This window comes from Microbacterium sp. AC132 (assembly GCF_979258525.1).
In genome coordinates this window covers 3664130-3676309 of the sequence record NZ_OZ409862.1, presented here as the reverse complement: position 1 = coordinate 3676309, position 12180 = coordinate 3664130, and the positions used below count along the sequence as shown (strand labels likewise).

Annotated in this window: 14 protein-coding genes; 10 read left to right on the top strand and 4 right to left on the bottom strand. The window is 68.5% G+C overall.

Annotation, left to right across the window (positions count from 1 at the left end; translation table 11 throughout):
• The first annotated feature begins 2 nt into the window (after positions 1-2).
• From ACZZZQ_RS17865 to ACZZZQ_RS17855, 3 genes are read left to right on the top strand one after another with little or no spacing between them, the layout of a single operon-like run.
• Positions 3-758, top strand: a complete 756-nt coding sequence (locus ACZZZQ_RS17865; RefSeq protein ID WP_053095891.1) for a lysophospholipid acyltransferase family protein — start codon at positions 3-5, stop codon at positions 756-758.
• On the top strand, positions 724-1881 hold the full coding sequence (locus tag ACZZZQ_RS17860; RefSeq protein WP_463508055.1) for an NAD(P)H-dependent glycerol-3-phosphate dehydrogenase: 1158 nt from the start codon (positions 724-726) through the stop codon (positions 1879-1881). The genes ACZZZQ_RS17865 and ACZZZQ_RS17860 overlap by 35 nt, the downstream gene beginning before the upstream one ends.
• Positions 1787-2869 (top strand): D-alanine--D-alanine ligase family protein, encoded by a 1083-nt coding sequence (locus ACZZZQ_RS17855; protein WP_463508054.1) that lies wholly within the window; start codon positions 1787-1789, stop codon positions 2867-2869. The genes ACZZZQ_RS17860 and ACZZZQ_RS17855 overlap by 95 nt, the downstream gene beginning before the upstream one ends.
• An 11-nt stretch (positions 2870-2880) precedes the next feature.
• Here the strand turns inward: ACZZZQ_RS17855 and ACZZZQ_RS17850 are convergent, their stop codons facing one another.
• Entirely contained in the window at positions 2881-3387 is a 507-nt protein-coding gene (locus tag ACZZZQ_RS17850) for a DUF3515 family protein (RefSeq protein ID WP_053095897.1), read from the bottom strand.
• Between the two features lie 23 nt (positions 3388-3410).
• Between ACZZZQ_RS17850 and thiL the strand changes: the two genes are divergently transcribed.
• The gene (gene thiL, locus ACZZZQ_RS17845) at positions 3411-4406 is read left to right on the top strand and encodes a thiamine-phosphate kinase (protein WP_463508053.1); all 996 of its coding nucleotides are present in this window, start codon (positions 3411-3413) and stop codon (positions 4404-4406) included.
• On the opposite strand, the gene rsmD is transcribed toward thiL, so the two are convergent.
• Positions 4376-4978 carry a 16S rRNA (guanine(966)-N(2))-methyltransferase RsmD gene (gene rsmD / locus ACZZZQ_RS17840; RefSeq protein ID WP_463508052.1) on the bottom strand — a complete coding sequence of 201 codons (603 nt, stop codon included), beginning with the start codon at positions 4976-4978 and terminating at the stop codon, positions 4376-4378. The genes thiL and rsmD overlap by 31 nt on opposite strands.
• Positions 4979-5039: 61 nt before the next feature.
• Between rsmD and ACZZZQ_RS17835 the strand changes: the two genes are divergently transcribed.
• The 6 genes from ACZZZQ_RS17835 (at position 5040) to mutM (ending at position 10151) form a co-directional block, all read left to right on the top strand.
• Positions 5040-7214, top strand: coding sequence for an ATP-dependent DNA helicase RecG (locus ACZZZQ_RS17835; protein WP_463508051.1), 2175 nt, complete (start codon positions 5040-5042; stop codon positions 7212-7214).
• A 30-nt stretch (positions 7215-7244) separates the two neighbouring features.
• Complete coding sequence (coaD, locus tag ACZZZQ_RS17830; RefSeq protein WP_053095905.1) at positions 7245-7742, top strand: pantetheine-phosphate adenylyltransferase; 498 nt, start codon at positions 7245-7247, stop codon at positions 7740-7742.
• Positions 7743-7824: 82 nt separating this feature from the next.
• Entirely contained in the window at positions 7825-8373 is a 549-nt protein-coding gene (locus tag ACZZZQ_RS17825) for a YceD family protein (protein WP_285363172.1), read from the top strand.
• Between the two features lie 2 nt (positions 8374-8375).
• On the top strand, positions 8376-8585 hold the full coding sequence (gene rpmF / locus ACZZZQ_RS17820; protein ID WP_017830754.1) for a 50S ribosomal protein L32: 210 nt from the start codon (positions 8376-8378) through the stop codon (positions 8583-8585).
• A 17-nt stretch (positions 8586-8602) separates the two neighbouring features.
• On the top strand, positions 8603-9295 hold the full coding sequence (gene rnc, locus ACZZZQ_RS17815) for a ribonuclease III (RefSeq protein ID WP_463508050.1): 693 nt from the start codon (positions 8603-8605) through the stop codon (positions 9293-9295).
• Entirely contained in the window at positions 9288-10151 is an 864-nt protein-coding gene (mutM, locus tag ACZZZQ_RS17810) for a bifunctional DNA-formamidopyrimidine glycosylase/DNA-(apurinic or apyrimidinic site) lyase (RefSeq protein WP_056278660.1), read from the top strand. Before rnc ends, mutM begins: the two co-directional genes overlap by 8 nt.
• Positions 10152-10154: 3 nt before the next feature.
• Here mutM and ACZZZQ_RS17805 read toward each other — a convergent pair whose 3' ends face one another.
• Complete coding sequence (locus ACZZZQ_RS17805) at positions 10155-11477, bottom strand: permease (protein ID WP_463508049.1); 1323 nt, start codon at positions 11475-11477, stop codon at positions 10155-10157.
• Positions 11474-12169, bottom strand: a complete 696-nt coding sequence (locus tag ACZZZQ_RS17800) for an ABC transporter ATP-binding protein (RefSeq protein WP_463508048.1) — start codon at positions 12167-12169, stop codon at positions 11474-11476. Before ACZZZQ_RS17800 ends, ACZZZQ_RS17805 begins: the two co-directional genes overlap by 4 nt.
• Positions 12170-12180: the final 11 nt, after the last annotated feature.

Sequence of the window (12180 nt, the reverse complement as noted above, 5' to 3'; positions counted from 1 at the left end):
CGATGGGTTCCCGCTCGACGGAGACCACGCGACCGAGTGCGTTCTGGCCGGTCGCGGCGATCGCCGTGCCGCTGATCTCGCTCGTCGCGAAGCTCCGCATCACGGGAAGCGAGAAGCTCCCGCGTGAGGGAGCGTACGTTCTCGCCCCGAACCACTACTCCGAGTTCGATCCGCTCGTGGTCGCACTCGCGGTGTGGCGCATCGGTCGAGCTCCGCGCTTCATGGCGAAGGAGAGTCTCTTCAAGGTTCCTGTGCTCGGAGCCGTGCTCCGCGCGACAGGAATGGTCCCCGTGGCACGCGCCTCGTCGGCATCCGCGGCGAAGCAGACGCTCAAGCAGTCGGCCGAGCTCGTCGAGCACGGTCGCGGTGTGATCGTCTATCCGGAGGGCACGCTGACCCGCGACCCCGACATGTGGCCGATGCGCGGAAAGTCCGGGGCTGTCCGGCTCGCGCTGACCGACGGCATCCCGCTCATCCCGATGGCCCACTGGGGCACCCAGCGGATCATGGGGCGCTACCAGAAGGGGCTCAGCCTCTGGCCGCTGCGCAAGCCCGTGGACGTCGTCATCGGCGATCCCGTCGATCTGTCGGACCTCCGTGGTCGTGCAGGCGAGGCATCTGCGCTGAACGAAGCCACCGAACGACTGATGCAGGCCATCACGGCGCTGCTCGAGGACCTGCGTGACGAGAAGGCTCCGGCCGAGCGCTGGAACCCGTCCGCCCATGGACAGAAGGAGACGGGTCGCCTTGACTCCTAAGCGCAACGCTCCCGCAGGACCACGCATCGCGGTGATCGGTGCCGGAAGCTGGGGCACCACGTTCGGAAAGATCCTCGCCGACGGCGGGGCGCAGGTCACGATGTGGGCGCGCCGAGCCGAACTCGCCCACGAGATCGACGAGGCCAAGCGCAACTCCCGCTATCTGCCCGGCATCAACCTGCCGCGCACGATGTCCGCGACGCACGAGCTGGCGATCGCGCTCCGCGATGTCGACCAGGTGTACCTCTCGGTGCCGAGTCAGTCGCTGCGGGAGAATCTCAAGGCGCTTCGGCCGCTGCTCGCCGACAACGACGCCAAGATCGTCAGCCTGATGAAGGGCGTCGAGCGCACGACGGGGCTCCGGATGAGCCAGGTCATCGAGCAGGAGCTGCGCTGCGATCCCGACCGCATCGCGGTCGCCTCCGGGCCGAACCTCGCGCTCGAGATCGCTCGCGAGCAGCCCACGGCCGCCGTGATCTCCTCACGCAGTCGGGAGACCGCCGAGGAGGTCGCGCGCGCGGCACGTAACAGCTACTTCCGGACGTTCGTGAACACCGACGTGATCGGCACGGAGTTCGGGGGAGTGCTGAAGAACCTCATCGCGGTGGCCATCGGCATCGTCGACGGCGTCGGGTACGGCGAGAACACCAAGGCGTCGATCATCACCCGCGGGCTCGTGGAGATGACCGATTTCGCCGTCGCCAACGGCGCTCACCCCGAGACCCTGCAGGGACTCGCGGGCCTGGGCGACCTCATCGCAACATGTCAGTCCCCGCTGAGCCGCAACAACACGGCCGGGCGCCTGCTCGGCCAGGGATACAGCTTCCAGGACGTCGTGAAGCAGATGCAGCAGACCGCTGAGGGCCTCGCGTCCGTGGCGCCCGTGCTGCAACTCGCCCGCGAGTCCGACGTGCACATGCCCATCGTCGAGCAGGTGAAGATGGTGCTCGACGGCAAGATGAACCCCCGTGACATCGCACCCCACCTGACGACGGACGACGACACCCCGCAGGGTGAGAGGACCAACCATGGACAAGCAGACGGTGGTGGTGCTCTTCGGAGGGCGCTCCAGCGAGCATTCGATCAGTTCCGCAACGGCGGGCGGAGTGCTGGGCGCGATTGATCGCGATCGGTACGCCGTGATCCCGGTCGGGATCACCCGCGACGGCGCCTTCGTCCTCGAGGACGACGACCCGGCGAAGTTCCCGCTGGATGCCGCTCACCTGCCCGAGGTCGCCGACAACGGCACACGGGTGCTGTGGCCGGAACCCGGCGGAGACCGCAGCCTGCGCGTCGTGCGCACCGACGGCACCGCCGAATCCCTCGGCGAGATCGATATCGTGCTGCCGATCCTCCACGGCCCGCACGGCGAGGACGGCACCATCCAGGGGTACTTCGACACCCTCGAGGTCCCCTACGCCGGCGGCGGGGTGCTCGACTCCGCACTGTGCATGGACAAGCACTTCATGAAGATCGCGCTGCGGGCCGCCGGTATCGCGGTGGCGGCCGGACTGACGGTGCGCGCGCGCCAGTGGGAACAGGATGCCGTCGCGATCCGCGATTCGGCGGCGGCGCTCGGCCTGCCGCTCTTCGTGAAGCCGGCTCGCGCGGGATCCAGCGTGGGCGTCTCGAAGGTCGAGAGCGCCGACGAGCTCGATGCGGCGCTGGCGATCGCGTTCGCAGAAGACGACAAGGTCCTGATCGAGGCGGGCGTGGTCGGCCGCGAGATCGAGGTCGCCGTGCTCGAAGGGGCCGACGGCGTCCGAGCGTCGCTTCCTGGCGAGATCGTGCTGACGACTCGAGGGTTCTACGACTTCGAGGGAAAGTACCTCGGCGGCGACGGCGTCGACGTCGTGTGCCCGGCGGAGCTCGAGGATTCCGAGGTCGCGGCCATTCAGGATGCGGCAGTCCGTGCGTTCGAGGCGGTGGACGGGCGAGGTCTTGCGCGCGTCGACATGTTCCTCACTCCTACGGGAGAGCTGGTGGTCAACGAGCTGAACACGATGCCGGGATTCACTCCGATCTCGATGTTCCCGAAGTGCTGGGTGGCCTCCGGACTCAGCTACGGCGACCTGATCTCCGAGTTGATCGAGGCGGGCCTGCGCCGCTGACCCTCGACGGGTCAGCCTTCGGTCGATCCGTCGTCCGGGTTCTCCTCGGTGGGCACCCGGTCGGTGCAGCGTGCCGTGGCGGGCGCGAGGCCCGACTGGATGCTCGTGGAGAGGCTCTCGACGACCGTACGGAAGTCGATCTCCTCGCCACGGCGGATGATCACCTCGATGGCGGGCTCGCGACCGTACGTCACGAGACGCTGCCGGTCTTCCTCCTGATCGAGAACGAGCCAGTCGACGCTGCCGATGGTCGTGCACACCTCTGTCGATGGCGCCGGCGGTTCGACGCCGCAGCGCAGCACGACGGTCGGGTCGCCCCAGGCTCCGGTCGCCTGAGCATCGGTCCACACCCGATCGAGATCGCCGACGGCGTCGGGGAGGAGCACGGACACCTCGGCGCAGGCCGGATCGTTGGCGTCCTCAGCGGGTTCGAGGTGGATCGTCGTCGAGCAGCCGGACAGTGCGGCGAGGAGGACCAGCGAGCCCGCGACGACGGCGAGACGGCGAGAGCGGGGCATGCATCCAGGCTACCTTTGACTGCATGTCCTCCCGACCTCGCGACGATGATCCGACCCTCGGCGAACTGTCGGAGGGGGAGATCCTCAGAGCGATCCTGGCGAGGACGGCGCGGGCCTCTCACACGCTCGTCGGACCCGGCGACGATGCAGCGGTGATCGCCGCTCCCTCGGGTTCGGTGGTCGCCACGACGGACACTCTCGTGCACGGCCCGGACTTCCGGCTCGCGTGGTCGTCGGGGTACGACCTCGGTTGGAAGGCCGCCGCCGTCAACCTCGCCGACGTGGCGGCCATGGGCGCGCGGCCGACGGCGCTCCTGGTGGCGCTGGCCGTTCCCCGCGATCTTCGACTGTCGTTCATCGAGCGCCTCGCAGACGGCTTCCGAGAAGCCTGCGCCGCACTCGCACCGGGATGCGCGGTGGTCGGCGGCGATCTCACGGTCTCGGACGTCCTGACCGTGGCCGTCACCGCGCTCGGCGATCTCGAGGGCCGGCCGCCTGTGACCCGGTCGGGCGCACGGGTCGGTGACGTGGTCGCGGTCGCAGGCGAACTGGGGCACGCCGCTCACGGACTCTCGGTGCTCTTCGGAAGGTTCCGTGAGGGGGAGGCGCCGGTCCCCGTCGATGCGTCCCTGCTCGCCCCGGGTGAGAGCGCTGCTCTGGCTGCACAGCTCCGTCCATCGCCGCCGATCGGTCTCGGCCCATTCGCTGCCACCGCGGGCGCGACCGCGATGATGGACATCTCAGACGGGCTCGCGCTCGACGCGCGACGGATGGCAGCGGCCTCCGAGGTCACCATCGCACTCGACAGCGCAGCCCTCGGCGACAGCCCCCAGCGAGCTCTCGCCGGTGGCGAGGATCACGCCCTGCTCGCCTGCTTCCCGCCGGGGATCGTGCCGGCGGGCTTCCGCGTCATCGGCACTGTCATGCCCCGGGGCGAGCACGAGCTGCTGGTCGACGGCGCACCCGCGGACGTCAGCGGCTGGGATCCCTATCGCGACTGGGACTCGGCCTCGGGCTGAGACGACTCCGTCGCGGGAGTGGGCTCGGCCCACCAGAGCGCGGTGTCGCCGTAGGCCTTCTCGCGGATCAGCTCCAGTCCGGCCGCAGCGAGGTCGGGAGGGGTCGATCGCCGGGCGCGCTCGATGATCACGAGGGCGTCGGGAGCGAGAAGCGGCGCGAGCGTGACGAGGTCCGCCGTCATCGCCTCGTCGTCGAGGTCGTACGGGGGATCCGAGAACACGAGGTCGTACGGGCCGGAGGAGCGCAGCAGGAACGATCGGACGGTGCTCTGGTGCACCCTCGCGCTCGGCGCTCCGGCCTTCGCGACGGTGGCGGCGTTGCGGCGGACCACCGACGCCGCCTCTCGGCCGTGCTCGACGAGATCCGCGCTCGTCGCGCCGCGGCTGAGGGTCTCCAGTCCCAGCGCACCCGAGCCGGCATAGAGGTCGAGTACCCGCGCGCCGACGATGGCGTCCGCCGACTCCAGCGCTCCGAAGAGCGACTCCCGCACGCGGTCGCTGGTGGGTCTCGTTCCCGCGCGGGGCACGTCGAGCCGCGCGCCGCGCGCTGTTCCGGCGATGATCCTCGTCACCCGTTCACGATACGACAGCTGCGGCGCACGTCGTGTCCGTGCGGACTCCTAGACTCGGATCATGTCGCTCACGCTGGATTCGTCGCTCGAGGAGGCGCTGGGCGCCACGCCGGCGAAGTCTCTCGACAGAGCCTTCAGCATGAAGACGGTCGGCGATCTCGTGTCGCACTATCCCCGACGGTACGCGGATCCGGGCGAGCTGACCCCGATCCGTGAACTCCCTCTGGGCGAGACGGTGACGATCGTCGCCGAGGTGCTGTCCTCCAGCGCCAGGGCGATGCGCAACCGTCGTGGTGCGATGGTCGACGTCGTGATCGGCGACGGCATCGGCAAGATGTCTCTGACGTTCTTCGCGAAGAACCTGGGCGCGGCCAAGTGGCGCTCCGAGGACCTCGCGGTCGGACGTCGAGGTGTCTTCTCGGGCAAGGTCGGCGAGTTCAACGGCATGACGCAGTTCGCGCATCCCGAGTACGAGCTGTTCGACGACGAGGATGCGGCCAGACGCCGGGCGGACGCGCGCGCTGCCGTGCTGATTCCCATCTATCCCGCGACGTCGACGCTGCAGACGTGGCAGATCGCGAAGTTCATCACGCGGGCGCTCGACGGCCTCGGCGACGTGCCGGAGCCTCTCGCCCCCGATGTCCGCGCGCGGGAGGAACTTCTGACCGCCCGAGAGGCGCTCGAGCAGATTCACCGCCCGAAGACCCGCAACGACATCGATCCTGCGGTCCGCACCCTGCGGATGCACGAGGCGCTCACTCTCCAGACCGCCCTCCTGCAGCAGCGGGATGCCGTGCGATCGCTGTCGGCGACCGCGCGTCCGTCGAAGCCCGGTGGGCTGCTCGAGCGCTTCGACGCCTCGCTGCCGTACGACCTCACGCCCGACCAGAAGACGGTCGGCGAGCAGGTGGCGAGCGACCTCGTCGCCGCCTGGCCGATGAATCGTCTCGTGCAGGGCGAGGTCGGGTCCGGGAAGACCCTCGTCGCGCTGCGCGCGATGCTCCAGGTGGCCGAGTCCGGCGGTCAGGCGGCGCTGATCGCCCCGACCGAGGTGCTCGCAGGGCAGCACCTGCGATCGATCGCGAAGATGCTCGGGCCGCAGATGTCGCCGCTCGTGATGCCCACCCTGCTCACCGGTCAGATGCCGGCCGCCGAGCGTCGCAAGGCTGCGCTCCGCGTCGCCTCCGGACAGGCGCTGATCGTCGTGGGCACGCACGCGCTGCTCGGCGAGAAGACGACCTTCGCTGATCTCGGCCTCGTCGTCGTCGACGAGCAGCACCGGTTCGGAGTCGAGCAACGAGAGGCGCTCCGCGCGAAGGGGTCCAGCCCGCACGCGCTGGTTCTCACCGCGACCCCGATCCCGCGCACGGTCGCGATGACGGTGTTCGGCGATCTCGACACCTCCGTGATCCGCACGATGCCCAAGGGACGAGCCGGAATCGAGTCCTTCGTCGCTCCGCTCGCAGAGCATCCCGGCTGGTTCAATCGAGTCTGGGAGCGCGCTGCCGAGGAGATCTCTCAGGGCCGACAGGTGTTCGCGGTATGCGCGGCGATCGACACGACCAAGAAGACGGCGGAAGCGGGGGAGCAGCCCGCGATCCCGCCCGAGGGTGCGTCAGGTCCTCGCTGGGGCGTGGTGCAGCTCGATGAGGCCCTGGCGACGCACCCCCGGCTCGGGAACGTCCGACGGGCCGTGCTGCACGGTCGCATGCCGTCCGACGAGAAGGACGCCGTCATGCAGTCCTTCGCGCGCGGCGAGATCGACCTGCTGGTGGCGACGACCGTGATCGAGGTCGGCGTCGACGTCCCGAACGCCTCGACCATGATCGTTCTCGACGCCGATCGGTTCGGGGTGTCGCAGCTGCACCAGCTGAGGGGCCGTGTCGGTCGAGGAGGCGTTCCAGGGCTCTGCCTGTTGGTCACCGAAGCCGAAGAGGGGTCAGTGGCGCGCGAACGCGTGGACGCGGTGGCAGCGACCCTCGACGGATTCGCTCTCGCGGAGGTCGATCTCGAGCTCCGCGGTGAAGGTGACGTGCTCGGTGCCGCACAGGCTGGAGCTCGGTCCTCCCTGAAGCTGCTGCGGGTCGTCAAGGACTCGGGCATGATCGTCCGAGCCCGGGAGCTCGCGGAGAGCATCCTCTCCGACGACCCGGATCTGCGGGCGAATCCCGGACTCCGCTCGGCGATCGAGCGACGCGTGAGCGACGACGACCGGGCGGCACTCGCGAAGAACTGACCGCGGCATCGCGTGCTTTAGGCTGGGGGCATGAGCAGCCGGATCGCCGTCGTCCCTGGATCGTTCGATCCGCCGACCCTGGGTCATCTCGACGTGATCCGTCGCGCAGCCAAGCTGTACGACGAACTCCACGTGCTCGTGGTGCACAACCCCGGCAAAGAGGCGCTGCTCCCGATCGCTCAGCGGATGTCGCTGCTCGAGCAGTCGATCGCTGAGGACGGGATCGGCGACAACGTCGTCGTGGGCTCCTGGAGCATGGGGCTGCTCGTGGACTACGCCCGCGACGTCGGTGCGGGAGTTCTCGTGAAGGGGATCCGTTCGCAGATCGACGTCGCGTACGAATCCCCGATGGCGATCGTCAACCGTCACCTCGCCGACATCGAGACGGTCTTCCTCCTGCCCGACCCCGCGCATGCCCTGGTCTCCAGCTCCCTGGTCCGCCAGGTGGCCGGCCTCGGCGGTGACGTGTCGCCGTTCGTGCCTCCGGCAGTCGCCTCCTTCCTCGACACCGGATCACGCGGGATCTGATTTCCGGAGGCGCCGTCTCCACACAGCGCGGAACCAGCCTCCATCCTGCAGGAGCCGGTACCATTGCCGGGTGCGTTCCCGAATGAATGGTCCCTTCGTCCTGCCCGTCCGTGACATCGTCCGCAAGCCGGGCGAGATGCGCGAGCACGAGTTCTCGGTGACCCTCGGCGAAGGCTGGGGAGAGGGAATCGTCGCGTATGAAGCCGGTTCTGCGCTCGACCTGGACGTGCGTCTCGAGTCGGTTCACGAGGGCATCCTGGTCTCCGGAACCGCCGACGCTGAGTACTCCGGCGTATGCGGAAGATGCCTGATCGACATCACCCGGCCCGTCGAAGTCGAGTTCCAGGAGCTTTTCGCGTATCCTGGTGAGGAAGAAACTGACTTCGAGGTTCAAGACGACCACGTGGATCTTGAAACTCTAGTCAGGGATGCGGCCGTATTGGCGCTTCCATTTCAGCCGGTGTGTCAGCCGGATTGCCCCGGGCTCGACCCGGAGACGGGCGAGAGGCTGACCGAGAGCACCGGGACGGAGCAGGTGGCTCCCATCGATCCTCGGTGGAGCGCGCTCCAGCAGATCACAGACCAAGACGGTGAGGCACAGAGCCGAGCCGCCGAGAAAGAAGAGAGCTAGTCATGGCTGGTAACCCCCCGAAGCGCAAGGTATCCCGTTCGAACACCCGCTCGCGCCGCGCGCAGTGGAAGGCGGCGCCCGTCGCACTCGTCAAGACCATCGAGAACGGTCAGGTCGTCTACAGCCGTCCTCACCAGGCCAAGGTCGTCACCGACTCGCAGGGCACCGAGCTCTTCCTCGAGTACAAGGGTCGCAAGGTCGCCGACGTCTGAGTCGCGACTTCACGATTGTGACTGAGGTCCCTGGGGGGACGAGACCGCTCCCAGAGAAGCTCCGCGTCGATATCGACGCGGAGCTTCTGGAGTTGGCGCTCACCCATCGCTCCTATGCCTACGAGCACGGCGGCATCCCCCATAACGAACGTCTCGAGTTCCTCGGCGACTCCGTTCTCGGACAAGCCGTGACGGTGATGCTCTTCACGACCCATCCGGAGCTGGATGAGGGGGAGTTGGCCAAGCGGCGCGCGAGCGTCGTCTCGACGGTCGCTCTCGCCGAGGTCGCGAGAGCGATCGATCTCGGCAGCCATCTGCTGCTGGGACGCGGTGAGGAACAGACGGGCGGTCGCGACAAGGACTCGATCCTCGCCGACACGATGGAAGCCGTGATCGGCGCGACGTATCTGTCAGCGGGTCCTGAGGCGGCGACCGAGCTCGTACTCCGGCTGACCGCGCCGCTCCTCGCCGACCCCGAGCGCTACGGCGCGGCGATGGATCCGAAGACGAGCCTGCAGGAGCTGGCTGCGCGAGTCGGTGCGACTCCGCCCCAGTACTCGGTGGAGGCGAGCGGCCCCGACCACGATCGTCGATTCCTTGCAACCGTGGTCGTCGGCGATCTGGCGATGACCGGCAAGGGCAGCAGCAAGAAGACGGCAGAGATGGCCGCCGCGCTCAGCGCGTGGCGACTGCTCAACGAGCGTGCCTGAGCTTCCCGAGGTCGAGGTCGTCCGGGCGGGTCTCGCTCCCGCGGTGATCGGCTCGCTCATCACGGCCGTGAGCGTGTTCGATGAACGAGCTCTCACACGGCATGCGGCCGGGCCGTCCGACTTCGCCGCGCGCCTGGAGGGACGAAGAGTCACTGCAGCCGACCGACGGGGCAAGTTCCTCTGGCTGCCGCTGGACACCGCTGATTCCGCGTTGATCGCGCACCTCGGAATGAGCGGACAGATGCTGCTGCGCGCGCCGGACGCCGAGGCGGAACGCCACGAGCGCATCCGGATCAGCATCGAGCATCCTCGTCATGGCGAGCTCGCGATCGTCTTCGCCGACCAGAGGACTTTCGGGTCGTTGGCGGTCGACGGTCTGGTGCCGGACGGACCGACGTGGATCCCGACTCAGGTCGTACACATCGCCCGTGATCCGATAGACCCGCTGTTCGACGACGATCGCTTCCTGCGTGCACTCCGCACACGCGGCAGTGCGATCAAGCGAGTGCTGCTCGATCAGCAGACGATCAGCGGCGTGGGCAACATCTATGCGGATGAGGCGCTGTGGGCGGCGCGCATCCACCCGGCGACTCTCGCGAGTGCGCTGTCGACGCAAGCGAGCAGGCGCCTCCTCGCCGAGATCAGAGTGGTGCTCGTGAAGGCCCTTGCAGAGGGCGGCACGAGCTTCGACTCCCAGTACGTCAATGTGAACGGTCAGGCAGGCTACTTCGCCCACTCGCTCAACGCGTACGGTCGAGGCGGACAGCCGTGCCCGCGCTGCGGCACTCTGATCCGCCGGGAGGCTTTCATGAACCGCTCGAGTCATTACTGTCCGCGCTGCCAGCGGCGTCGCTGAGACTCACACCATCTCGAACGACCGGGCGAGCAGCGGCCGCGTCGCTCGAGTGCTCATCCAGACGATTCCGATCCCCACGGCCAGTACGAGCGCGATCGTGAGGAGAGACTCGGGTGCCGCGACCAGGGCGATCCCCAGAAGCGGGAAGACCAGCACGCCGGCACAGGTGGCCGAGCCGATCGCGGTCACGAGGAGTGGAGACATGATCGCCCGGCGGCGTGCGCTGTCGACGATCGCGAGCGGCACGCCCAGCCGGTGCAGACTCCGGTGGAGTTCCTGCTGATCGAGAACGGCCGCGGCTTGATTGACCCCCACGGACGCCGCGACCATCAGGAATGAAGCGACGAGGGTGATGACGAGGCCGGTGCGCATGTCCGTGGCGAGGGCCGCATCCGCGGACGTCGTGTCGCCGCTGTTCATCACATTCATCAGGGAGACGCCGGTTCCTGCGAACACCGCCATGAAGCTCGCCATCGCGATGCCGCTCACCTGACGCCACGCGGCTTTGGGGGAGTCCAGCACCAGGCGGGCGGCGAGCAGCCGATCTGCGTGCTCGGCCTTGCGCAGCTGACGGCCGGCGGCGACCTTCAGGACCCATGGTCCGATCACGTTGAGCACCGCCAGGGAGACGGCGAACAACAGGGCGAGGACGGCGATGGTCGCCGCGAGTCCTGCGACGGGCGGGAAGACCGTGACAAGGACGAACACGAGCGCAAGAACGGAGACTGCGATGATCGCGCGGAACCAGTGCGCGGTGGAGACGGTCGTCCGCAGGCGCACGCCGAGGGGCGAGATGATCACGCGCCGGAGCCCCAGCACAGCACTCGCTGCCGCCACGAGAAGGACGGCTCCCACGACGGCGAGAACGCCGAGGGGCGAGAGCATGACCGCCTCGACGCCGAGAGTCGTGCCACGGAACGGGATGAGTCCGACGAGAGGGGTGAGGGCGAGATGGACGACGACTCCGGCGACGGCACCGGCGGCCGCGACGATCATGGATTCGATGGCCGTAGCGACGCCGACGCCCAGAGGTGTCACGCCGAGAAGCCGCAGGGTCGAGAGACGCTCGTCACGGCGGCGGGCTGAGAGACGGGCGGCCGCCCCGCCGAGATTCATCAGCGGGACGATGAGGAGCACGAGCGCGATCGCGGCCAACGCCTGGTACACCGGCGCGTACTCATCGGTCCAGGTCCAGAACGACTGAGCCCCGCCCACGACGGTCAGCACGAGGGCGGTGACGATGCCGAAAGCGATGACCGGAAGCGCGAGCACCGCGTTCTGTCCCGTCCCGGCGCGAAGAAGGACAGCCAGGACGCGGGCGTTCATGCCGTCACCGCCGACGAGATGATCTGGCCGTCGCGCACGGAGACGATCCGCGAGCAGCGCGCCGCCACGTCTGCATCGTGTGTCACGACGAGCAGCGTGCGCCCCTGACCCGTCGTCGACCACAGCAGCGCATTCATCATGTCCTGCGACGTGTGCGAGTCGAGGGCGCCGGTCGGCTCGTCGGCGAACACGAGTTCCGCACCCGTCGCCTGAGCCCGTGCGATCGCGACGCGCTGCGCCTGCCCGCCGGACAGCTCGCCGATTCGGCGGTCCTCCATCCCGGCCAGCCCGAGCGCGGCGAGCCAGGACGCCGCGTGAGCGGTGGCCTGCGCTCTCTTCACGCCGTTGATCATCGATGCGAGCGCCACGTTCTCGACCGCCGTGAGCTCCGGAATGAGCAGACCCTGCTGGAAGACGAACCCGAACCGCTCTCTCCGCAGCCGGGAACGAGCGGATTCTCCGAGTCCGGCGAGTTCCACCGCCTGACCGACCGAGGGCTGGAACGACACGGTGCCCGAGTCCGGACTGATGATGCCGGCGAGGACATGGAGGAGAGTGGTCTTGCCCGACCCGGAGGCACCCATGATGGCGACCGACTCGCCGCGGTGGATGGTGAGATCCACCCCGGCGAGTGCGCGGGTCGTTCCGTAGGACTTGGTCAGAGAGCGTGCGTCGAGGACCGTCGTGTTCATGCATCCAGCCT

Excerpts from the sequence above, each read along its gene's own strand:
- ACZZZQ_RS17865 (WP_053095891.1), top strand. The coding sequence starts at position 3 with ATGGGTTCCCGCTCGACGGAGACCACGCGACCGAGTGCGTTCTGGCCG.
- ACZZZQ_RS17860 (WP_463508055.1), top strand. The coding sequence starts at position 724 with ATGGACAGAAGGAGACGGGTCGCCTTGACTCCTAAGCGCAACGCTCCC.
- ACZZZQ_RS17855 (WP_463508054.1), top strand. The coding sequence starts at position 1,787 with ATGGACAAGCAGACGGTGGTGGTGCTCTTCGGAGGGCGCTCCAGCGAG.
- ACZZZQ_RS17850 (WP_053095897.1), bottom strand. The coding sequence starts at position 3,387 with ATGCCCCGCTCTCGCCGTCTCGCCGTCGTCGCGGGCTCGCTGGTCCTC.
- thiL (WP_463508053.1), top strand. The coding sequence starts at position 3,411 with ATGTCCTCCCGACCTCGCGACGATGATCCGACCCTCGGCGAACTGTCG.
- ACZZZQ_RS17835 (WP_463508051.1), top strand. The coding sequence starts at position 5,040 with ATGTCGCTCACGCTGGATTCGTCGCTCGAGGAGGCGCTGGGCGCCACG.
- coaD (WP_053095905.1), top strand. The coding sequence starts at position 7,245 with ATGAGCAGCCGGATCGCCGTCGTCCCTGGATCGTTCGATCCGCCGACC.
- ACZZZQ_RS17825 (WP_285363172.1), top strand. The coding sequence starts at position 7,825 with ATGAATGGTCCCTTCGTCCTGCCCGTCCGTGACATCGTCCGCAAGCCG.
- rpmF (WP_017830754.1), top strand. The coding sequence starts at position 8,376 with ATGGCTGGTAACCCCCCGAAGCGCAAGGTATCCCGTTCGAACACCCGC.
- ACZZZQ_RS17805 (WP_463508049.1), bottom strand. The coding sequence starts at position 11,477 with ATGAACGCCCGCGTCCTGGCTGTCCTTCTTCGCGCCGGGACGGGACAG.
- ACZZZQ_RS17800 (WP_463508048.1), bottom strand. The coding sequence starts at position 12,169 with ATGAACACGACGGTCCTCGACGCACGCTCTCTGACCAAGTCCTACGGA.